The organism is Ectothiorhodospira sp. BSL-9, assembly GCF_001632845.1.
Taxonomy (GTDB): domain Bacteria; phylum Pseudomonadota; class Gammaproteobacteria; order Ectothiorhodospirales; family Ectothiorhodospiraceae; genus Ectothiorhodospira.
The window spans coordinates 817,358-839,191 of sequence record NZ_CP011994.1; the positions used below are offsets into that span (position 1 = coordinate 817,358).

The 21,834-nt window shown below is 63.5% G+C and carries 20 protein-coding genes; 5 read left to right on the forward strand and 15 right to left on the reverse strand.

The window, feature by feature from the left end:
* Nucleotides 1-146: 146 nt before the first annotated feature.
* The 6 genes from ECTOBSL9_RS04070 to hisB are packed head-to-tail and all read right to left on the reverse strand — an operon-like array spanning nucleotide 147 to nucleotide 3,743.
* The gene (locus ECTOBSL9_RS04070) at nucleotides 147-470 is read right to left on the reverse strand and encodes a phosphoribosyl-ATP diphosphatase (RefSeq protein WP_063465994.1); all 324 of its coding nucleotides are present in this window, start codon (nucleotides 468-470) and stop codon (nucleotides 147-149) included.
* Complete coding sequence (gene hisI / locus ECTOBSL9_RS04075) at nucleotides 463-864, reverse strand: phosphoribosyl-AMP cyclohydrolase (protein ID WP_063463992.1); 402 nt, start codon at nucleotides 862-864, stop codon at nucleotides 463-465. The genes ECTOBSL9_RS04070 and hisI overlap by 8 nt, the downstream gene beginning before the upstream one ends.
* A 51-nt stretch (nucleotides 865-915) precedes the next feature.
* Nucleotides 916-1,686 carry an imidazole glycerol phosphate synthase subunit HisF gene (gene hisF / locus ECTOBSL9_RS04080; RefSeq protein ID WP_063463993.1) on the reverse strand — a complete coding sequence of 257 codons (771 nt, stop codon included), beginning with the start codon at nucleotides 1,684-1,686 and terminating at the stop codon, nucleotides 916-918.
* 15 nt (nucleotides 1,687-1,701) lie between these two features.
* A complete protein-coding gene (gene hisA, locus ECTOBSL9_RS04085; RefSeq protein WP_063463994.1) occupies nucleotides 1,702-2,442 on the reverse strand; it encodes a 1-(5-phosphoribosyl)-5-[(5-phosphoribosylamino)methylideneamino]imidazole-4-carboxamide isomerase in 741 nt (246 codons plus the stop codon).
* Between the two features lie 24 nt (nucleotides 2,443-2,466).
* Entirely contained in the window at nucleotides 2,467-3,114 is a 648-nt protein-coding gene (hisH, locus tag ECTOBSL9_RS04090; protein ID WP_063463995.1) for an imidazole glycerol phosphate synthase subunit HisH, read from the reverse strand.
* A 35-nt stretch (nucleotides 3,115-3,149) separates the two neighbouring features.
* A complete protein-coding gene (gene hisB / locus ECTOBSL9_RS04095; RefSeq protein ID WP_063463996.1) occupies nucleotides 3,150-3,743 on the reverse strand; it encodes an imidazoleglycerol-phosphate dehydratase HisB in 594 nt (197 codons plus the stop codon).
* 179 nt (nucleotides 3,744-3,922) lie between these two features.
* Here hisB and fnr point away from each other — a divergent pair, with 179 nt between their 5' ends.
* Nucleotides 3,923-4,711, forward strand: a complete 789-nt coding sequence (fnr, locus tag ECTOBSL9_RS04100) for a fumarate/nitrate reduction transcriptional regulator Fnr (RefSeq protein ID WP_025280402.1) — start codon at nucleotides 3,923-3,925, stop codon at nucleotides 4,709-4,711.
* A gap of 46 nt (nucleotides 4,712-4,757) precedes the next feature.
* On the opposite strand, the gene ECTOBSL9_RS04105 is transcribed toward fnr, so the two are convergent.
* The 6 genes from ECTOBSL9_RS04105 to pip all read right to left on the reverse strand — a co-directional run bounded on the left by ECTOBSL9_RS04105 (nucleotide 4,758) and on the right by pip (nucleotide 14,205).
* Nucleotides 4,758-6,137 carry a sigma-54 dependent transcriptional regulator gene (locus ECTOBSL9_RS04105; protein ID WP_082829726.1) on the reverse strand — a complete coding sequence of 460 codons (1,380 nt, stop codon included), beginning with the start codon at nucleotides 6,135-6,137 and terminating at the stop codon, nucleotides 4,758-4,760.
* Between the two features lie 294 nt (nucleotides 6,138-6,431).
* A complete protein-coding gene (locus tag ECTOBSL9_RS04110) occupies nucleotides 6,432-9,407 on the reverse strand; it encodes an OmcA/MtrC family decaheme c-type cytochrome (protein WP_063463997.1) in 2,976 nt (991 codons plus the stop codon).
* A 98-nt stretch (nucleotides 9,408-9,505) separates the two neighbouring features.
* The gene (locus tag ECTOBSL9_RS04115) at nucleotides 9,506-11,596 is read right to left on the reverse strand and encodes an MtrB/PioB family decaheme-associated outer membrane protein (RefSeq protein ID WP_063463998.1); all 2,091 of its coding nucleotides are present in this window, start codon (nucleotides 11,594-11,596) and stop codon (nucleotides 9,506-9,508) included.
* Between the two features lie 43 nt (nucleotides 11,597-11,639).
* Complete coding sequence (locus tag ECTOBSL9_RS04120; protein ID WP_063463999.1) at nucleotides 11,640-12,518, reverse strand: DmsE family decaheme c-type cytochrome; 879 nt, start codon at nucleotides 12,516-12,518, stop codon at nucleotides 11,640-11,642.
* Between the two features lie 287 nt (nucleotides 12,519-12,805).
* On the reverse strand, nucleotides 12,806-13,252 hold the full coding sequence (gene dtd / locus ECTOBSL9_RS04125) for a D-aminoacyl-tRNA deacylase (protein ID WP_063464000.1): 447 nt from the start codon (nucleotides 13,250-13,252) through the stop codon (nucleotides 12,806-12,808).
* Entirely contained in the window at nucleotides 13,249-14,205 is a 957-nt protein-coding gene (gene pip, locus ECTOBSL9_RS04130) for a prolyl aminopeptidase (RefSeq protein ID WP_063464001.1), read from the reverse strand. The genes dtd and pip overlap by 4 nt, the downstream gene beginning before the upstream one ends.
* Before the next feature lie 511 nt (nucleotides 14,206-14,716).
* On the opposite strand from pip, the gene ECTOBSL9_RS04135 reads away from it, so the two are divergent.
* Nucleotides 14,717-15,526, forward strand: a complete 810-nt coding sequence (locus ECTOBSL9_RS04135) for an ATP-binding protein (RefSeq protein WP_063465996.1) — start codon at nucleotides 14,717-14,719, stop codon at nucleotides 15,524-15,526.
* Nucleotides 15,514-16,389 carry a lysophospholipid acyltransferase family protein gene (locus ECTOBSL9_RS04140; RefSeq protein ID WP_063464002.1) on the forward strand — a complete coding sequence of 292 codons (876 nt, stop codon included), beginning with the start codon at nucleotides 15,514-15,516 and terminating at the stop codon, nucleotides 16,387-16,389. The genes ECTOBSL9_RS04135 and ECTOBSL9_RS04140 overlap by 13 nt, the downstream gene beginning before the upstream one ends.
* Nucleotides 16,390-16,398: 9 nt before the next feature.
* Here ECTOBSL9_RS04140 and ECTOBSL9_RS04145 read toward each other — a convergent pair whose 3' ends face one another.
* On the reverse strand, nucleotides 16,399-16,674 hold the full coding sequence (locus ECTOBSL9_RS04145; protein ID WP_063464003.1) for a PilZ domain-containing protein: 276 nt from the start codon (nucleotides 16,672-16,674) through the stop codon (nucleotides 16,399-16,401).
* Nucleotides 16,675-16,928: 254 nt separating this feature from the next.
* Here ECTOBSL9_RS04145 and ECTOBSL9_RS04150 point away from each other — a divergent pair, with 254 nt between their 5' ends.
* Both ECTOBSL9_RS04150 and ECTOBSL9_RS04155 read left to right on the forward strand, forming a co-directional pair.
* Nucleotides 16,929-17,231, forward strand: a complete 303-nt coding sequence (locus ECTOBSL9_RS04150; RefSeq protein ID WP_063464004.1) for a cytochrome c — start codon at nucleotides 16,929-16,931, stop codon at nucleotides 17,229-17,231.
* A 20-nt stretch (nucleotides 17,232-17,251) separates the two neighbouring features.
* Complete coding sequence (locus tag ECTOBSL9_RS04155; protein WP_063464005.1) at nucleotides 17,252-18,547, forward strand: NAD(P)/FAD-dependent oxidoreductase; 1,296 nt, start codon at nucleotides 17,252-17,254, stop codon at nucleotides 18,545-18,547.
* 78 nt (nucleotides 18,548-18,625) lie between these two features.
* On the opposite strand, the gene ECTOBSL9_RS04160 is transcribed toward ECTOBSL9_RS04155, so the two are convergent.
* Both ECTOBSL9_RS04160 and ECTOBSL9_RS04165 read right to left on the reverse strand, forming a co-directional pair.
* Nucleotides 18,626-18,826, reverse strand: a complete 201-nt coding sequence (locus ECTOBSL9_RS04160; RefSeq protein WP_371259015.1) for a YdcH family protein — start codon at nucleotides 18,824-18,826, stop codon at nucleotides 18,626-18,628.
* 90 nt (nucleotides 18,827-18,916) lie between these two features.
* Nucleotides 18,917-21,832 (reverse strand): EAL domain-containing protein, encoded by a 2,916-nt coding sequence (locus tag ECTOBSL9_RS04165; protein WP_063464007.1) that lies wholly within the window; start codon nucleotides 21,830-21,832, stop codon nucleotides 18,917-18,919.
* Nucleotides 21,833-21,834: the final 2 nt, after the last annotated feature.

A 21,834-nucleotide genomic window follows, 5' to 3' on the forward strand; every position in this document is an offset into this window, starting at 1 on the left:
AATACATCCCTGTAGGCTTGATCGCCGCATCCATGCGGCGAACACCCGCCTCCAGGAACACCCCCCTCGGAAGGGCCGGATACCTGTGGGGCTTCGCCTGTTGAAAGACTTCGCGGCCGAGGGCCGCTCCCACAGGGCTGGCGGGCTTAGCCCTGGCGGCTGGCCTTTTCCTCCAGGCCCGACAGGCCGAAGCGGCGCTCCAGTTCGGCCAGCACCTGCTGTGGCCCCAGCCCCTGGTGGGCCAGCAGGACCAGGCTGTGGAACCACAGGTCGGCCATCTCGTAGACCAGTTGATCCGGGTCGCCGTTCTTGGCGGCCACCACGGTCTCCGTGGCCTCCTCGCCCACCTTCTTGAGAATGCTGTCCAGCCCCTTGGCATACAGGCTGGCCACGTAGGAGCTGGAGGCATCGGCGCCCTTGCGCGACTCCAGCACCTGGGCCAGCTGCTCCAGCACGCGATCATCACTCATGGGTGCCTCCCCCATAAATGGCTTCGGGATCCTTGAGGACCGGGTCCACGTCCACCCACTGGCCGTCCCGGTACTGGTTGAAGAAGCAGTGATGCCGGCCGGTGTGGCAGGCGATGCCACCCTTTTGCTCCACGGTGAGCAGCAGGGCATCGTAGTCGCAGTCCAGGCGGATGTCGTGCACCACCTGCACATGCCCGGAGCTCTCGCCCTTGTGCCACAGCCGCCCCCGGGAGCGGGACCAGTAGACGGCCTCGCCCTTTTCCAGGGTGTGCGCCAGGGCCTCGCGGTTCATCCAGGCCATCATGAGGATCTGGCCGGTGCCCTTCTCCTGGGCGATGACCGGTATCAGGCCCTGGTCGTTCCAGCGGACGATGTCTAGGGGATTCTGTGTCATGAGTCGTGAGTCGTGAGCCATGGGGGCTGCATGCCCCGGGTTACTGAATATTCAAAGTCGGACTTCCACGCCCTGGGCCCGCATGAACTGCTTGGCCTCCTCCACCGTGTGCTCGGCAAAATGGAAGATGCTCGCCGCCAGCACCGCGTCGGCGTGGCCCTTGGTGACCCCGTCCACCAGGTGCTGCAACTCACCCACCCCACCGGAAGCGATCACCGGGACGCTTACCGCATCGGAGATGGCCCGGGTCAGGGGCAGGTCGAAGCCCTGGCGGGTGCCGTCGCGGTCCATGCTGGTGAGCAGGATCTCGCCGGCACCGTTGGCCACCATGCGCTGGGCCCATTCGATGGCATCCAGCCCCGTGGGCTTGCGGCCACCGTGGGTGAAGATCTCCCATCTCAGGGGCTCGCCCGGTGCGGAGACCTGCTTGGCATCAATGGCCACCACGATGCACTGGGAACCCACCTTGTCGGCAGCCTCGCGCACGAAATCCGGGTTGAACACGGCCGCCGTGTTGATGGACACCTTGTCGGCACCGGCGTTGAGCAACCGGCGGATGTCGTCCACCTTGCGGATGCCGCCGCCCACGGTCAAGGGGATGAAGACCTCCTCAGCCACCTGTTCCACCACGTGGACGATGGTCTCGCGCTCGTCGGAACTGGCGGTGATGTCCAGGAAGGTGATTTCGTCGGCGCCCTCGGCGTCGTAGCGGCGGGCCACCTCCACCGGGTCACCCGCGTCGCGGATGTCCACAAAATTCACGCCCTTGACCACCCGACCGCTGTCCACGTCCAGGCAGGGAATGATGCGTTTGGCTAGCATCGGCTTGCGCCCTCCTCAGCCGCCGGCATGCTGATCCACCAGGGCCTGGGCCTCGGAGAGCTTCACGCCGCCCTCATACAGGGCACGTCCGACGATGACACCGTCGATGCCCTCGTGGGCCACTTCACACAGGCGGCGGATGTCCTCGATGGATGTGACGCCGCCGGAGGCAAACACGGGCACCCTGACCGAGCGGGCCAGACTCACCGTGGAGTCGATATTCACGCCCTGCATCATGCCGTCCCGGGAGATGTCGGTGAAGATGATGCCGGCCACGCCATCCTGCTCGAAGTGCTGGGCCATATCCTCCACATCGTGATGGGAGAGCTTGGACCAGCCGTCGATGGCCACCTTGCCGTTGCGGGCGTCCAGGCCGACGATGATGCGGCCGGGGAATTCCAGGCAGAGGTCGTTCACGAAGTGGGGCGCACTGACCGCCTTGGTACCGATGATCACCCACTGCACCCCGGCATCCAGATAGACCTGTACGGTGTCGTCATCACGGATACCGCCGCCCACCTGCACCGGGAGGTCCGGGAAGCGGTTGACGATCTCGCTGATGATGTCCGCATTGCGGGGCTTGCCGGCAATGGCCCCGTCCAGATCCACCAGATGCAGGCGTCGGGCGCCCTCATCCACCCATCGGGCAGCCATTTCCACCGGGTTTTCGGAAAATACCGTGGAGTCATCCATGCGCCCCTGGCGCAGGCGCACGCACTTGCCTTCTTTCAGGTCGATGGCCGGAATCACCAGCATGATCACAATCCCCTGGGTTGGTCTCTAAACGCCGCCGGTCCAGTGCATGAAGTTCTTCAGCAGGGTCAGGCCCGGGGCGGCGCTCTTTTCCGGGTGACACTGGATGGCAAAGATATGGTCCTGGGCCAAGGCCGATGCAAACGGCAGGCCGTACTGCGTGGTGCCAGCCACTATCTGGTAGCTGGACGGCACCACATGGTAGCTGTGCACGAAATAGAAGCGGCTGTCCTGATCGATGCCTTCCCACAAGGGATGGGCACGTGCCTGGTGCACCTGATTCCAGCCCATGTGCGGAATCTTGAGCCGCTGGCCCTGCGCGTCGACCTGATGATCCTCAAAACGGCGCACACCACCGGCGATCAGCCCCAGACAATCGGTGCCTCCATTCTCATCGCTGCGGTCCATGAGCACCTGCAGGCCCATGCAGATACCCAGGAAGGGTCGCGTGGTCGCGACCTCGGTGAGCACGGGGATGAGTTTCCGATCCCGCAGCGCCGCCATGCAATCCCGGGCCGCCCCCTGGCCGGGGAAGACCACCCGGTCCGCCTCGAGGATATCATCGGCGCCTTCCACCAGGCGCACCCGGGTATCGGCGGGAGCCACATGCTCCAGGGCCTTGACCACGGAACGCAGATTGCCCATGCCGTAATCGACCACTGCGACAAATTTCATGAGATCAGGATCTTCAGCAAGGTCTTGGGAAGGGTTTACAGGCTGCCCTTGGTGGAGGGTGTCACCCCCTGCATGCGGGGGTCCGGCTCGGCGGCCATACGGATGGCACGCCCAAACGCCTTGAACAGGGTCTCGGCCACGTGGTGGGCGTTATGCCCCCGCAGGCTGTCCAGGTGCAGGGTGACACGGGCATGGTTCACAAAGCCGTGGAAAAATTCCTCGAACAGGTCCACATCGAAATCACCAATGCGTGCCCGAGGGTATTCCACGTGATACTCCAGGCCCGGGCGACCGGAAAAATCCACCACCACCCTTGAGAGGGCCTCATCCAGCGGCACATAGGCATGGCCGTAGCGCCGGATACCCTGCTTGTCCCCCAGGGCTTCGGCGAAGGCCTGCCCCAGGGTGATGCCCACATCTTCAACCGTGTGGTGGGCGTCGATGTGCAGGTCCCCCTCCGCCTGGATGCTCAGATCCAGGCAGCCATGGCGGGCCACCTGATCCAGCATATGGTCCAGGAAGGGTACGCCGGTGGCGAACTCGCCGCGGCCCTGACCATCCAGGTTCAGGCACACGTCGATGCGGGTTTCCAGGGTATCTCGCTTGATCTGAGCTGTGCGGGGGTTCATGGCTAAGACAGACCGGATGGCAAATCGGCATCCTACCACAGCCGGCGCCAACACAGTGGGGAACAAATTCGCATCTTGCTTGTCTTGGGCACCCACCTTCGGTAAGGTGCCAAAAAAGTGCAATATTGACTTCGGTTGTGTTCAGGCGGTCATTGCACCGCGGGAGTGGTTGAACCGACATGTCGGCCCCGAAGATTCTTGACCTCGGCAGTCTCAAGCAGGCCTGCAAGAGTTGCAGCCTGCATGACCTGTGTCTGCCACTTGGGGTGGGAGATGAAGAGCTCCAGATGCTGGAGCGGATCATCAACCGCCGCCGTCCCCTGCAACGCAAGGATCACCTCTACCGACCAGGTGACCGACTGCACTCCATATACGCAGTGCGCTCCGGCACGGTGAAGACCTACACCCTCACCGACGACGGCCAGGAGCAGATCACGGGCTTTCACCTGCCCGGCGAGCTGCTGGGGCTGGACGCCATCAGTGACGGGGTGCACCCCTGCGCCGCCCGCGCCCTGGAAACCACCAGTATCTGCGAGATCCCCTTCGATCGCCTGGAGGAACTCTCCGTGCGCATCCCGGGGCTGCAGCACCAGCTCTTCCGCATCATGAGTCGCGAGATCCAGACCGACGAGCAATTCATGATGCTGCTGGGCAAGAAGGCCTCCGACGCCCGCCTGGCAGCCTTCCTCCTGAGCCTGTCCACCCGCCTGGGCATGCGCGGTTTCTCCCGCACCGAATTCAACCTCACCATGTCCCGCAACGACATCGCCAATTACCTTGGCCTGGCGGTGGAGACCGTGAGCCGGCTGTTCACCCGGTTCCAGAGTGCCGGCCTGATCGAGGTGAATCGCAAGCTGATCACCATTTTCGACCTGGAGGGCCTGCAGGTGGTGGCGGGTGCCCAGCCGGTGGAAGAACTCCGGAACTGCCCAGGCCAGTGCGAGGGCGATCAGCCCCAGGGGAACTGAAGGCTTTGTCCCTTCCGGAAGATCGAGCCTCCGCTTGATGACGCGGTTACTGGCCCTCCACCTGTAGCCCGTGCAGCCTCAGGCGGGCGCGCAGCGTGTTGCGTGACATGCCCAGCTCCTCGGCCACCCGACTGCGGTTGCCCGCGAAGGCCTCCAGCAGGGATCGCAGGGTGAGTCCTTCGACTTCCTCCAACAACTCCCTCACCTGTCCACCAGCGATGGCTCGCTGGATCAGGGCCGTCAGTGCGGTCTCAGTGTGGGAGTCGGCAGCACCTTGCGTGTTCGCGCCACCGGAAAGGGGGAAATCATCGATGCACCCGACCCGGGCCCTTACTGCGGCCTGATAGACGACGTTCTTGAGTTCCCTTACGTTGCCGGGCCAGTGATATGCCACCGCCGTAGCCTCTGCCTGATCGGAGAACCCGGTGATTCGCAGCCCCAGGTTCAGGTTGACGTCCGATACAAAGGCCCTTAGCAGGGCACGGACATCGTCGGGCCGCTCACGCAGGGGCGGGATACTAATAGGCAGCTGCGTAAGCCGATAGTAAAGATCCCGGCGAAATCGCCCGGCCTCCACATCTTCCTCCAGGTCGCGGTTGGTGGCGGCAATGATGCGCACATCGGCGGCGCGGGGCTCGGAGTCACCCAGCCGATTAAACTGCCGGTCCTCCATGAAGCGCAGCAACTTGGCTTGAAAGGTGAGAGACATATCCCCAATCTCATCCAGGAGCAACGTGCCGCCGTGGGCCGACTCAATCCTGCCCACGCCATCGGTGACCGCGTTGGTATAGGCCCCACGCGCATACCCGAACAGCTCCGCCTCCAGCAGACCTTCGGGGATGGCCGTGCAGTTGATGGCCACATAGGGCTGTTTGGCCCTGGGGGAATGGCGATGGATGCAGTAGGCCGAGACCTCCTTGCCCACCCCGGTCTCGCCGGTGAGCAGCACATTGAGATCGTTGGAGGCAGCGACGCCCAGTTGCTTGTAAACGCTGAGGATCTGCGAGGAGGTACCCAGGATCGCCGGGCAGTCTTCACGCAGCACGTCCGCCTCCGTGCTGTTCAGGCAACTCACGTGGGCCTCGTCGATGGCTTTCATGAGTTGCTCGCGACAAAGGGGATCGGTCAGCACATCCAGGGCCCCCAGGCGCGTGGCGAGGATGACCTGTTCGGGCACCAGCCCCTCCCCCACCACCAGGGTGGGCAGATCGCCGCTGGATTTCATCAAGGCTTCAAGCCATGGAAGCCTTGGGGCGTCTGCCCCGCTCTCCCGGACCAGCGCCACGGCGGCTCGCTCCGGGCCAGCCACGTCATCCGGGTGCACGTACTCAAAGGCGATGCCCTGATCACGCAACCAGCGCTCCAGTTTCCTGCACTCGCAGCCATGCCAACCGATCAGCATGACGTTGCCGGTCATGGTATCCATCGCTCTCCTCCTGGCCCCGCCATGTCTGCTGAATACCGCATGGCTTCTATGGGTGTGCCTTTATGGCATAAGCATGACGGCTGCACCGATAAGCTACATTGATTATTATCAATTTAAATACCCGGGTAACCAGAGTGACTTTCGGGGGCAAGTGCTGGTCGCGCCTGAAACACAAGTGGGGCATGGATGGTGGTAAATGCCGAGGCTTCACGAGCAAAAAAAACCCCCTGACCCATCACGGGCAAGGGGGCTCAGGAGACCCCGCAAGGGGCCTGGAGGATCGCTTGGCCGGCCTTATCGGGGGCGCACGTCATGCACCCGGCTGATATCGGCCTCACCGCCCGGGCCATGGCAGCTGACGCAGCCTTCCTGCATGGGGTCCGGGTTGTCCAGGGTCGCGGTGATGGAGCCACCGCGCTGCAGGATGTGGTCACGCAGCCAACCTTCGTCGGTGTGACAGGAGGTGCACACCGAGGCGATGGGACTGAATCTCTCGTGCTGGTGGATATCCGTCAGGTTATTGTCGGCACCGAACTGACCGGTTCCGGCGCTTGTGAAGTCCGCATTATTCCAGTCGAAGGTGCGGATGCTGGAGCCGATCACACCGGCCTGCAGCGGCAGCTGGTAGCTGTCCTCCACGTGGCAGGTGTTGCAGTTGCCGACGCTACCTGGGAAGTGGGCCTCACCCTCCCAGGGGCCCTGGGGATCCCATTCTCCCGCTGGGGTATCACGATCCAGGGGGCCACCGAACACAACGTCGCGCAGTTGAATCCCGTCACCGCCCATCTGGGCACGGTGCACATGGTGAATCATGCGCTTGAAGTCCTTGGACTCCTCGCGCTCGCGGTCGTAGATCCCAAGGTTGCCCAGGCGCCCAAAGGCGATGAAGGGCTGTGTGCCCGCCGATATATCCGTGTTGTTCGGGTTATGGCAGAGCACGCAAAGCTCCGGATTATTGCGACGGTTGCCACCATGCTTGGCAAACCGGATGTGGCAGGACCGGCAGGTTTCCTCCACGTCCACCACCTTGCGCCGGGGCTCGGCCACGGCGTTGCCGATGGCGAACTCGGTGGTGCGGTGCAGGGCGTTGACGAGTGGGGTACGACCATCGTCCCAGATGCTGGCCACCTCTCCCCGGGTCTCCAGGGGAACAACCTGATTCTGCACCGCCACGGTGCCCACGCCGTGTTCGGGTAGGTTCGCCAGAGCTTCGGGCGGCAGTGCATAGTTTACCTCGTAGTAGCCGTTGCTGGCTGCACGGATGTTCAATGTGGATCCATTGCCACCATCGCTCCAGCAGGCCGCGTTACAGCCCACATCCGTGGTCCGACCAGGCCAGCTGGGATCGGTGGACTGGGTGTAGTCCGCTGAGATGAGACCGGAAGCATTCTGCTCACGCCAGCCGATGACGAAACCCAGCTGAAAACGGGCGTTGTCGCCATGGCGCAGGAAGGTGTTGAGGCCATCGTCGCGGACCCGCAGACGGAAGCTGATGGTGCCCTCCTCACGATCCAGCGTGGCCCCTTCGGAGCCGAACTGAATGGTGAGTTGGTCCTGACGAATGGCGGCACGGGTGAAGCTGAGGTGGGCGCGCCCCATGCGAACCCGGTTGTTACCGCCTTGATCGATACCTCGAAGCCCGATATTGGCCATGTCACCAAGAATGCTCTCGTTATGGCAGCCACCGCAGGCGTTGCCGGTATCCCACAGTTGCTGCCCCTCATGATGTTCACCGAAAGGGTCACCGCCCCGCCAGTCCGTCCCGTCAAAGCCCGCACGGTGCCCACTGCGCCAGTCACCCCGATGACCCGCCGTGCTGGCCCCAAAACGCACTGCCATCATTGCAGGCAGACGCTCGTCGTGCTCACTGTCGTTCTGGTACCAATACACATTGTCGTGGCAGGAAGCACACACCTCCACGGTGCGGGCCCCACCCTCGTGCCAGTTATCCCCGTCCGGGGTGACCACGGCCAGTTGCTGACGGGCCAGGCGATCCTCGCCACCAGCCAGCAGGACCAACTCATCATGGGTATCCTGACCCATGTGGCACTTCACGCAGTTGTCGATCCCATAAGAGGCCGTGCGAGGAAGTGGCTCACCATCCGGGGCCACACCATGATTGCTGTAGTTACCCACGGGGCTAACCCCACCATCTTCATGCACGGCCTGGGGGAAACGCAGCTTGCTGAAATCGTTATTGCGAATGAAGTAAGGGACGCCGGCGGCCACGCTGGGCAGGGTCTGCCCGCGGTGGATCTTGTGCACCATCTGCTTGAAGTCGATGCTGCGACCACTGACCGGATCCACACTGCCGGGATTGTGGCAGGTGACGCAGTACTGGGGCTCCACCCGGTTGCCGCCGTGTTTGGCCAGGGTGCCATCGTGGCAGGTGTTGCAGCTCTCCAGGGAGATCATGTCGCGGGTGGCATCCACCCCGTGCATGGGGATACCACCAGTCGCCGGAATGAAATCGAACCAGGCGTTTGTGGCGGGCATGCCACCGCCCAGCTGCATACCGACACGGTGGGTCCACTCAGGGTTGTAATCCACTGTATACGTGAGCGTGTCGCCAGAGCCTTCGATACGCACGCCCCTCGGGAGAGTAGTACCATCAGCCCAGGTACAGCGAACATCCAGCCCGAGATCCTCCGAGAACGCATGCGTATCGTGTGAGCCACCTTCAACACATCGCCACAGGTCTTGCAGATTCTCACCACTGATGGTTCGGCTTGCCTGATTCACATTGAGACTGTAGGTATAGCGATATTCGCCATTGCCCAGGTTTTCAAGGTCACCACTGTTTTCCACGGCCCCCTGGATGGCGTTCCCGAACATGGGAGCCCCCTCGGGGTTATTGTCGGACATGGCGTGGGTCCAGCCCGCAGGATTCACCTGCCTCTCCCGGGTGATGTAGTTCACCCAGTCGTAACCATCCCCATACCGGCTCCTTGGGGCCAGTTTGGCAAAGGTGAAACTCGCATTCGTGAGGTCGGTGATCGGGGCGCCCGTTTCGTCCAGTAGTGTGAATTCCACCACAGGGTGTCCGTCCTCGATGCTGGCACGGGTGATGCTCAGCCCAAGCCCCGCCGCTGGCGCGCTGGCCACCGGGGTGGTGCTGGGTTCATCCACCGAACCATCGAAGCCGCTGTCGTCGGGCAGGCAGCCTGCCAGACCCAGGGCCAGGGTTGCCAGCAACAGGGTGACCAGGGCGCGTGGTGCGCGCCAGGTCAGCGGTCGTGATCGGATGTAATCATCGGTCTTGGATGACATGCTCCCCACCTCCGGGTCTGGATGGTCATGCGGCCTGGGTTGGCATCCCTTCCCTGGATGTTTTTGTTGGTATGGCATGGTGTCTGGCCCTGTGGTTTTCAGAACCGGTAGCGCAGGGCGCCGGCGATCAGGTGCGTGGTGTAGTCGGGGCTGTCATGGTCCAGCAGGATCATGTTGCCCACGCCGGTCACGCCCACGCCGTCAGTGCCCCAGTCCCTCTCCCGGTAACGCTCCACCATGTAGCGCAGGCGAAAGTCCAGGTTGTCGCTGACCTTGTAATCCCCGTAGAGGCTGAACTGGGTGAGGCGGCTATCCAGGCTCGGGTACACGCCACCTCCGCCGCCTTCCACCAGGGTGCGCATGCGCCCGGAGGTCTCCACGTGCAGGACCTCGGCGCCGACGGTGAGCCGGTCGGGCCTCAGGTCGTACTCACCGCCCACGCCCAGGGTGACGGACTCGTCGTCGCGGTCGGAACGCCAGTTGCGTGGGTCGGCAAACGCCAGAGCCTCGCGTCCCGCCTGGCGGGCCTCGGTGTTCTCATAGGCATAGAAGCCGTAGGTGGTGATGCGATCCGTGGGCACCCAGGACAGGTCCACGGCCCATACCTGACGTTCGGCCCGTTGCAGGCCCAGTTCCGAGCGGGTGTAGTCGTCGTCGATCCACTGCACCCGGGGGGTGACCTGGATGCGGTCGGCGATGTGGAAGCTGGCATACACGCTGGCGGTGCGCCGATCCCGGTCGGCCAGGTAATACTGGCGCAGTTCTTCGGGGCCGGTTTCCCGCTCGTACTGGGAGCCCCGCTGTTCGGCATAGCCCAGTTCCATGTTGACACTGGTGCGTGGCAGGGCCCGGCTGCGCAGACCGATCCTGTAGGCTGTCTCGTCCGTGTCCCTGCGATCGGAGAAGGTGCGCTCGCGTTCGTCCCGAACCACACCCAGGTTCAGGTGTGTGCGGTCCTGCACCCGGTAGCTGGCGTCCAGGTGGTAGCGGTTCTGGGTGTAGCTGACCGGCCGTGTGGCCACCACGCGACTATCCAGTTCGTATTCGTAGGCATTGGTCCGGTTGTCCCGATCGTCATACCGATAGCCGGCTCGCAGGTTCAGTCGCGGGTGCGGGCGTCCGCTGGCACGCAGGTTCACCAGTGTGGTGTTGATCCGCCCATTCAGCGAACCCGGCAGCCCCGCCACATCCTCCACGAAGCGTTCATCCTGCGTCATGCGCCCCAGCGCCAGATCGGCCCCCACGCGTCCGGAATCGCTGAAGCTGTATCCCAGCGAGCCTGTCACCTGGTGGAACTGGTTGTCGGGCTCCAGGCTCACGGTGCCTGCCTCGGTCTCGGTCCCTGCCCCGGCCCAGTCCGGGCGCGTGGCGTCCGGCACGTCCAGGCTGCGACCATCCCGTTGCGAGAAGACGGATAGCCGGTATCCCAGGCGGCCCTGGAGTTCGTCACCGTCATAGGTGACATCCGCCTCGAACCGGGTGGTCTCGTAATCCACCGGGACGGGCACCAGGGAGGAGCGTTCCTGGGTCCAGAAGTGATTGTTGTTCACGCCCCGGATGATGGTTCCGTCCTTGCGCTCATAATGCACAGCGGAACTGGCACGCCAGCGGGTATCCAGGTTGACCCGTCCACCAGCCCCCAGGCCCTGGCGCGAAGTGCCCACGTTGCGCTCGCTCAGGAAGGCGTCGGCCACATCCCGGCCCCCGTCTTCAGGCAGACTCAGATTGCCCGAGCCACTCCCGCGATACGGGGTGCCCAGATCCCGGTAGAGGGTGTTGGGGCTCTCCCGGTAGTAGAAGAAGCTGCTGTAGCGCCCCTGATCACCGGCATCCAGACGCAGACGGCGTGAATCCAGGCCCAGGTTGCGCCCCTCCAGCCGCCAGTAGCGGGCGCTTTCGCTGTTGTAGGCATCCTGGCCCTGCAGCAGGAAACCCAGATCCAGGAACCAGCCTTCCTCATTCACCCCGGTGAAACGCCCCAGGCGAAAGGAGTCATTGTCCAGGTAGCCCAGGCCGAGACGAACCTCCCGCTGCACCTTGTGCTCCACGTCGGGTCGGTCCGCGATGGCAGCGGCGGCCTCCTGAGCCGCTTCGCGCACTTCGTCATCGGGCTGGGCCCAGGCCGGGACATGGGCCAGGCCCAGGGCACACAAGGCGGTGATCAGCGCCGTCTTTCGTGGTTTATGCATGACGTGTTTTCCTCTCATCCCCTGTTTGCCGTCGCCCGCGCCATCATTCCTTGAAGACGTGGCCGCGGGGATGGTTGGTGCCGTGGATCTGGCTATGGCAATTCAGGCAGCTGCGCCCCTGCACCCGGAAGTCCATGCTGGCCCCGCTCAAGCCCACATCGGAATGGCTGCCCAAATGGCATTGCTGGCACAAGCCGGGAGCCCTGGCATTGAGCAGGGGGCGATGGATGGAGCCATGCGGGTCGTGACAGGTCACGCAGGACTCACGGGCCGGGTTGTGTTCCCAGAGGAAAGGTCCCCGTTTCTCGGCGTGGCAGTTGAAGCAGGTCTCGTTGATGGTATGCCCCACCAGCTTGTTGGGACCGGGAGTGCCATGGGGGTTATGGCAATCGGTGCATTGCATGATCCCTTCCGGCACCGGGTGGTGGGAGGGCTTGCCGAAATCCGAACGGCGATCCAGATGGCAACTCCCGCAGACCTCAATCTGGGTGTCGGCCTTGAGCAGCTTGGGGCGCTCGTTGTGCATGGCATGGCAGTTCACGCAGGCCAGGCCGGAGAATTCGTGGGTACTGCCCTTCCAGTGGCGCCGGGCACCTTCCTCGTGGCAGCTCAGGCAGGGCTGGTTGAGACGCTCGGGGGTTTCCTTATCGATATTGAAAAGGGTTTCCATGCCCTGGCCATGGCAGGCGTTGCACATGCCCTGGGAGAAAGGGGTGCGCTCGTCGGCAGTGAACGCATGAGGCGAATTGAAGATCCGCTGCACGTGTTCCTCGATCTGGGCGGTGCGGTCCACCACCACTTGGGGGATCTTGTCCACACCCCGGATCGGACGTTCAGGATCCGCGTCCGTTGCCCAGACCGTGCTCGGGCCCGCAATCGCCAGCCCGATGGCCGCGACGATCAGAATCAACCATTGCCTCATTACATCCCCCTCTGGCGCCTGGTCCTTTGTTTTTGGGGCCCACCCCCGATACTGGGTCGTTCGGGGGCGGTTCAGCGGACGGACCAGCCTTCAAAGGGAGGACAGCAGAACTCGTGCCAAAACCATGAAAATGGTAATGGATTGATTAGAGGGTGTTTTTTGTGAGGTCTTTCGAGCAAGACCCGAGCAGATATTGATCAATCGCAAGCGAGGGCGATCAAAATATGGCAAAAAGGGGACAGACACCTTTCTCTTCGAAAAAGGTGTCTGTCCCCTTTTTCCTTTTTTCAGGCTGGTGGAACGCGCAACTGGAAGGTGACCGGCCCATCGTTGATGAGCGAGACGACCATGTGGGCTCCGAATCGGCCCGTGGCGACATGCGGCCAGGCGTTACGGGCCTGGCTCACCAACTCGTTGAATAACCGCTCGCCTTCCTCGGGTGGGGCGGCGGGCGTGAAACTGGGACGCATGCCCTTGCGGGTGTCGGCGGCCAGGGTGAACTGGGGTACGAGCAGCAGGCCACCCTGGATATCGCGTACGGACAGGTTCATGCGCCCCTCGGCATCCTCGAACACACGGTAACCCAGCAGGCGCTCCAGGAGGCGTTCGGTCTGGGCGGGACCGTCGCCCCGCTCCACCCCCACCAGCACCAGCAGGCCGGCATCGATCGCGCCCACCGTATGCGCATCCACTTCCACGCTGGCGCGCGTCACCCTCTGCAGCAGGCCGATCATGTCAGACGGTCCGCCAGGGCGTTGGTGGCGGCCACCAGTTCGCGGGTGATGCCTGGCTCGCTGGCGGAGTGACCGGCGTCGGGCACGATGTGCAGATCCGCCACCGGCCAGGCCTTGTGCAGGGCCCAGGCCTGATCCACGGGGCAGACCACATCGTAACGACCATGCACGATGGTGCCCGGGATATCGGCCAGACGATAGGAATCGCGGAGCAACTGGTCCGGCTCCAGAAAGCACCGGTGCTTGAAGTAATGGCATTCCACCCGGGCCAGGCTCAGGGCCACATAAGGGTCCTGGAAATGCGCCACCACGCCTGGATTGGTGGTCAGGGTCGCGGCCCGGCCCTCCCACTGAGACCAGGTCTTGGCTGCCGCCATGCGCGCCACCTCGTCGTCGCTGGTGAGTCGGCGGTAATAGGCCGCCACCATGTCAGTGCGCTCCGCCTCGGGGATGGGGGCCAGATAGTCTTCCCAGTAGTCCGGGAACAGGCGCCCGGCCCCATCCTGATAGAACCACTGGATATCCTGGGGCCGGCACAGGAAGATTCCCCGCAGGATCATGCCCAGCACCCGCTGCGGATGGCGCTGGGCATAAGCCAGGGCCAGGGTGGAACCCCAGGAGCCACCGAAGACGACCCAGCGATCAATACCCAGGTGCTCGCGGATGCGCTCCATGTCGTCCACCAGATCCCAGGTGGTGTTGTTCGCCAGGCTCGCGTGAGGGGTGGAACGGCCACAGCCCCGCTGATCAAACAGCACGATCCGGTACCGGGCGGGATCGAAGAAACGCCGATGCCACACATCACAGCCAGCGCCCGGTCCGCCATGGAGGAAGATCACCGGCAGCCCGGAGGGATTGCCGCACTCCTCCAGGTACAGGCGATGGGTGTTGTCCACGCTCAGGTGCTGGGAGCCATGGGGCTGGATGCTGGGGTAAAGAAGGTCGCTGGGCATGGGCGCTCACCGGTGGGGGAAATCTTGCTCCATATTTTAAGAGTAATGACACGATCCATGTGTCGGAGAGTTCAAGAAATGGGGGCATTGACGCCCAGGCCAGGCGGCGCAATGGGGCAGCGTCCTGAGACCAGACATGCCTGGCATGAGGGAGCAAGAACAGGGTTTTTTCGGGCCGACGACGCCGTGTAGGAAAATCCCTACAGAAAAAACCCGCAAAACGGCAAAAAAGGGCCTTTTCAGGCATTACAGACCCAACACTCCGTGTGGGATCATATTCCCCATGGTGCAAGACGCGCCGGGCAAAGGACCCTGGATTGCCGGGATCAAGGATTGAAACCAGCCAGGCGTGGAAAGAATCCACTTGGGAGGCAAGGACGCCGCTTCAATCACCTTATGCCAGGATGGCATGGCCCTCGTCAGGGATGGCGAGGGTTTTTTTTGCCCGCACGGCACAGCCGTCTTCCCCGGACTTGCCCACCGCCCCCCCAGTGGTTATCGTCGGGCAGCCATGACCCAACCCAGACGCCCTTCCCGCTCCCTCATCCGCTGCACCGGTCGCGCCATCGGCGATTTTCGCATGATCCGCGAAGGGGATCGACTGCTCCTGGGCCTCTCGGGAGGCAAGGATTCACTCACTCTGCTGCATCTGTTGCTGTATTTTCAGGCCCGGGCACCGGTGCGTTTTGAACTGGGCGCGGTCACCATCGACCCCCAGACCGGCCTGACCGACAAGCGAGCGCTGATTCCCTATCTGGATGACCTGAAGGTGCCCTATCACTACGTGAGCGAACCCATCCTGGAGCGGGCCGAAAAACATCTGGACAACCATTCTTACTGCGCCTTCTGCTCACGCATGCGCCGTGGTCTGATCTACCGCACCGCCCGGGAGCACGGATACACTGCGATCGCGTTGGGCCAGCACCTGGATGACCTGGCCGAGAGTTTTCTCATGAGCGCCTTCAATGGGGGCCGCCTGAAGACCATGAAGGCTCATTACCGGATTGAAAGCGGTGACCTGCGGGTGATCCGCCCACTGGTATACGCACGGGAGCGTCAGATCCAGGATTTTGCCCGTTCTGCCGCACTGCCCATCCAGGAAGAGAACTGCCCCACCCGCTACGGCACCCCCACCCAACGCCCGCGCATGAAGGCGTTGCTGGCCCGGGAGGAGGCCGATAACCCCCATCTCTTCAAGAGCCTGGTGCGCACCTTGATGCCACTGATGTCCGTGGGCCTGGATGACGTGCCCCAGGCGGATGAGACCGACGCGCCTGGCACCGCCAATCCAATGGAGTCGATCGTTTCATGGAAGCGCTGATCCGGCTGGCCTTCACGCTGCTGGCCCGCCTGCCGCTGAGGGTTAATCACGCCCTGGGGGCGGGACTGGGCTGGCTTGCCTGGGGATTGCGTACTGAGCTGCGACGCGTGTCGCTGATCAACCTGGCACTGTGTTTTCCCGAGCAGGACGCCCGCTGGCATCGGCGCGTGGCCCGGGCCAGCCTGATGGAAACGGGCAAGACCCTCACGGAAGCCCCCTGGCTGTGGCATGCCGGCCCTCAACGGATCGCGGCCCTGCGCCAGGCCGGCGAGGGCGAAACGCACCTGACCCAGGCCCTGGCACAGGGCCGGGGCGCCTTCTTCGTATCGCCGCATCTGGGCAGTTGGGAATACTCCGGATTACAGGCCGTGAGCTTCGGCCCCATGACCAACCTCTATCGCCCGCCGCGCATGCAGGCCCTGGAAGCCCCCTTGCGGGAGGCCCGCCAGGCCACCGGCGCCCAACTGGTCCCCACGGACCGCCGCGGCATCCGCCTGATCAAGGAAGCGCTGGCCCGAGGGGAAATCGTCGGCATGCTGCCGGATCAGACTCCCAAGGGGGCCCAGGGGGTGTTTGCACCCTTCTTTGGTCAGCCGGCCATGACCATGACTCTGCTGCCCAAGCTGGCGGCCCACCGCCACACGCCGGTGGTCTTCGCCTTTGCCGAACGACTGCCCCGGGGGCAGGGCTATCGTTACCGGTGCATGCCGGCGCCGGAGGCCCTTTACGACGAGGACCCGCAGGTGGCTGCCACGGCCGTGAACCAGGCGGTTGAGGCACTCATACGGCAATGTCCCGAGCAATACATGTGGAGTTACAAGCGGTTCAAGGTCAGGCCCGCTGGCACGCCTGGGTGGTATTGATCCGGGCAATCACTCATCGAGAAACGCCACAGCCACCTCACGATCACCCACTCGCACCACACGCCCATGGACCAGCGGCGGAGCCTCTCCGTCCCCCAGGGTGCCTTCAACACGCACCTGGATCCGCTCCCCCATCACCGGGGCATCTTCCCCTGCGACCAGCAGCAACACGCCATTACCGCTCAGATCACGGGTTTGAACCCTGCGGGCGGGGCGACCCTCACGAAACAATTCCACCGCCACCTCCACTGGCAGACGGGGATGCTGACGCCGATCCGATTCCATCTCTTCAAGACTCCCAAGGGCTGGCACGGTCCGGCAACTTGGCGGACAGGGCATTCATGACAATAGGTTCTTATAACCTGATTTATACATATTAGATCAATCACCATGCCTGGCTATATATTGACCCATCGCAAGTAACCCGCGATTGGACCCGGATTAATTCTAAGGATATGCTGATATTGAATTTGGGGAGCCGACCCGAGGATCGGCAGCCTCAGACGAGAAGACCAAACACCTGGAGAAGCTTGCCCGCCATGATACGCAAACACATTACATCCGCCACCCTGGCCCTGGCTGCCATCGGCGCCGTATCGGTAGTCCAGGCAGACGTCACCCGGGGCGAACTGATGGCCACCACCTGCTTTGCCTGCCATGGCACCGACGGGCACAGCCCCGGATCCATGCCCAGCATCTACGGGTATCCCCCCGAAATCATGATCAACCAGATGAAGGCCTTCCGCGATGGTCGGCGCCCGGCCACGGTCATGGATCGTCATGCCACCGGCTACACCGATGAGGAGATCGAACTCATCGCCGAATACCTGAGCCGACAATAACAAGCAGGGGGCTTTACATCATGGAACATAGATTTTCCCGCAGAAACTTCCTCCGTGCACTGGGGGCCGGAGGAGCTGCCACCGCACTGGCCGCCTGCGGCACCATGCCGGGAGCACGCCGTCGCGGCCCCAACGTGGTGGTTGTGGGGGGCGGTCCCGGAGGCGCCACCACGGCCAAATACCTGAAACGGTTCGACCCCAATATTCAGGTCACCCTGGTGGAGCCCAAGGCCACCTACCATACCTGCTTTGGCTCGAACTGGGTGCTCGGCGGCCTGGCCGAAATGGACGACATCGAGCAGACCTATGGGGCGCTGAGGGACAGGCACGATGTGAATATCGTGCAGGACACGGTCACCGCCATCGATCCCGACGCCAGGCAGGTGCGCCTGGCAGGAGGAGACACGCTTTCCTACGACAAGCTGGTGGTCTCCCCGGGGATCGACTTCCGCTTCAATGCAGTGGAAGGCTACAGCGAGGCCGTCTCCCGGGACATCCCCCATGCCTGGAAGGCGGGTGAGCAAACCCGCATCCTCAGGGATCAGTTGCGCGCCATGGACGATGGCGGGGTCTTCGTGCTGGTAGCCCCGGGCAATCCCTTCCGCTGCCCCCCAGGACCCTATGAACGGGCCAGCATGGTGGCCCACTACTTCAAGGAGCACAAACCCCGCTCCAAGGTCATCATCCTTGATAACAAGGAGAACTTCTCCAAGCAGGGGCTGTTCATGGCCGGCTGGGAGCGCCTTTACGGGGACATGATCGAGTGGGTGCCCAGTTCCCAAGGGGGGCAGGTGGAGCAGATCGACCCGGATACACGCACCGTTTACTCCGACGGGGGACTGACCCGCTTTCGGGCCGATGTACTCAACTTCGTGCCGCCACAGCAGGCGGGCGCCATCGCTCGGGAGGCCGGTCTGGCAGACGACACCGGTTGGTGCCCGGTGGATCAGCTCAGCTTCCGGTCCGAGAAGGACGAGGACATCTTCGTGATCGGGGATGCCTGCATCGCCGGCGCCATGCCCAAATCAGGACATTCGGCCAACACCCAGGGCAAGGCGGTGGCGGCGGCCATCGTGCGGGCCATGAACGATCAGGACATGCTGCCGCTGTCCACGGTGAACACCTGCTACAGCCTGATCGGCCCCGATTACGGCATCACGGTAGCGGCGGTGTACCGCTTCGAGGATGGCGGTATCGCCGGGGTGCCTGGCTCAGGCGGTGTGAGCCCCTCTGAGGCCAGCGATGCCTTCCGGCGCCAGGAGGCCCGTTACGCCCAGGGTTGGTACGACAGCATCACGGCGGACACCTGGGGCTGACAAAACCCGGGGCAGACCTTGGGGTCTGCCCCGGGGGGCGCTCCCACAGCCCCTCGCCCACCTGAGTCCACCTGACCATCAGGCATTGAGGTCGGGGATCAACTGGCTCTCCATCCGGGCGATGGAGTCCTTCAGGATCAGCTTGCGCTTTTTCAGACGAGTCAGGCGGATCTGATCCACGAAGGGGCCTTCGGAGAGGCGCTCAATGGCCTCGTCCAGGGCACGGTGCTCCTCTTTGAGCTCACTCAGCCGCGTTCGCGCCGAGTCCAGATTCGGGATAGTCAAGCAGAATCCTCCGCCAGGGGGTCGGGGTCATCATCCCAGATCCCCGGCGTGGGCGCCATGCCCTGCATCCGGCGCCGCGCTCGATCATGACAGGGGGTACACGCGGTCGGATTGCACCAGTTCCCGGGCTGGGCCTTCCGCAAGGGCCGGTGCAAACAGATAGCCCTGCCCCAGCTGACATCCCAACTCGCGCAGATGCGCGGCCTGACTGACTGTCTCGATACCCTCGGCAACAACGGTCTTGTCCAGGGCGCCGGCGATGGAAATCACCGCCTGGATGATGGCGGCGTGCCCGGCATCCACGCTCAGACGACGCACGAATGAACGGTCAATCTTGACCACATCGAAGGGGAAGTCCTGCAACTGGCTCAGGGAGGAGTAACCTGTGCCAAAATCATCAATGCACAGGGAAACGCCGATGGCCTTCAGGCCCTGCATGACCTCCAGGGCCTGGGCGGCGTTTTCGATCAGGGCCGACTCGGTGAGCTCCACCTTGATGCAGGCCCCAGGCACCTGGTGTTGCTCCAGGGCCGCGGCCAGCACGGACACCAGCTCCGGATCCCGCAGCTGCTTGCCCGACACGTTCACATTCACGGGCAGGCAGGGTGCGCCGACGGCGGTGCGTTGCCGATGCCAGCGGGCCGCCTGGGCCACGCTCTCGCGGATAACCCAGCGCCCCAGGGGCAGGATCAGGCCACTGTGTTCGGCCGCGGGGATGAACACATCCGGGGGGATGGCCTTGCCGTCCACGCCCCACCAGCGGGCAAGGGCCTCAAACCCGGCCAGGCGCCCTGTATCCAGGGAAACCAGGGGCTGGTAATTGAGCTGGAACTCATTGTGCTCCAACGCCCTGCGCATGGCGTTTTCCAGGTTGAGCCTCTCCACTGCACGCGTGTGCATGGCGGTATTGAAAACGGCACTGCCCCCCCGGGCCCGGGACTTGGCCTGATACATGGCCGTATCGGCATTGCGCAGCAACTCATCGGCGCGTAGATCCTCATCCGTGCTCTTGGCAATACCAATGCTGAAGGTGATGAAGAGTTCCTCATCCCCGGCCCGGATGGGTTCGGCCATGGCATCGCGGATACGTTGCACCACCTTGTGGATCTCGTCTTCGTCGGGCAAGCCCTCCAGCAGCACCGTGAATTCATCGCCCCCCAGACGCGCAACGGTGTCGCCGGGACGCAGTAACCCACGCAGACGGTCACCCGCCTGCACCAGCACCCGGTCCCCCATGGCATGCCCCAGGGAGTCGTTGATGATCTTGAAGTCGTCCAGGTCCAGAAACAGCACCGCGAACTCGAAATCGGCACGGCGGGCTCGGTAGATGGCCTGCGTGAGCCGATCCAGGAACAGGGTCCGGTTGGGCAGGCCGGTGAGGCCATCATGCAGGGCATCGTGCTTGAGCCGCTCCTGGATGCGTCGCTGCTGGGTGATGTCGGTCATGGACCCAGCGATGCGGCGGGCAACGCCCTGTTCATCACGCACCGCCAGGCCCCGAAAGCGCATCCACAGGTAGCCATCGTGCTCATGCAGCACACGCTGCTCACTTTCCAGCCAGTCACTGCGCCCCTCCAGGTGGGCCTTCACGTCCCGCCGTAAACTGCCCACATCATCAGGATGCACACGCACGAACCAGGCCTCCGGAGAGTCCCCCAGATCCATGTCCCGGCAACCCAGCATGGCTTTCCAGCGGGGCGAGAAATAGATGCGGTCGGTGTCCAGGTTCCAGTCCCACAGGCCATCATTGGCCCCGGCGGCCGCCAGCTCGTAGCGCTCACGTTCCACCGACAGTTCGTGCATTTTCTCGGTCAGGGATCGATTCTTGCGCTGCACGTCTCGTTCCAGGGACTCCAGGCGATCCGCCAGGCCGAGAGTGATGCGCTCCAGCAGGGTCAGTTCATCGGGCAGTCGCGGACGACGGGAAAGATCCAGTTGCTCCCGGGCCGCCTCAAAGCGATGCTCGGCCAACAGAGGAAGTAGCCGGGCCACGCGCCGCAGTCGCGCCAGGGGTTGCCGGGTCAGGGCCACCACAGCCAGCATGAAGACCATCAGTCCGGCCAGACCGATGAACAGGTTCTGCCAGCGAGCCGCCGCGATCTGTCTTCGAGCCTCGGTGACATCCGAGATGACCGCCGCCAGGACGCGATCCTCCGGGTGGGTTCCCGGCAGGTCGAAGGGCATCATCTCGAAAAAGCGATCCCCCATCAGCGCCTCCCGACGACCCTGCCCCTCCATGGTGCTTTGCACCTGCCTTGACGTCTTGCTCTCCAGCAGCGGTCGCAACACGTCCTGCCGGGTGAGGGCCACCAACTGCCCCCCCTGGCTCTGGGGGCGCAGATCCAGCGTCCCATCCGGCAACGACTTGCCCATAGGGTCCTCGATCAGGGCAATATCCAGTTGCGAGATGCCCTGGAAAGCGAGCACCAGATCACCCAGGGTACGACCCAGCACGATGACCCCCAGGGTCCCGTCCTCCCCCAGGATCGGCGCCACCGCCTTGGTCAGGCACAGACCCTGGCAATGGGTGAACACCAGGGGTTGTTCAGTGGACAGCACCTGGTCGATGGCCTCCCGCATCCTGGGGCAGTCCTCGCAGGGCGGCACCCCCACACTGGACTGCAGCATCACCTCCCCATCGGCGTCCAGAAACACGGCCATGGCCAGATCCGTATCCATCTGCAAGGACGCCCACAGCGGGCTGAAGACGGTGGCCAGCCGATCGGCGTCCCGCGCCTGCAAGGCCTCCCGCACGCCGGATAAGGCGGGAACAAGATGGGCCAGGCTGAGCAATTCCGCATGGGACTGCTGAGTCAGGCCCTCCAGTTGCTCCAGGGCGCGGGTCTGCTCCAGGGCACGCTGGTCCTCGTACTGCTGTTGCAGGTTGTGATGACTGAACAGGGCAAAGGTGGCCAGCAGCAGGAGCAGCAGCACGCCGAAGATGGCCAGAAACTTCCACTTCAGGCTGACAAATCCTTGGGAGAGGGCTTCCTGGTACATGT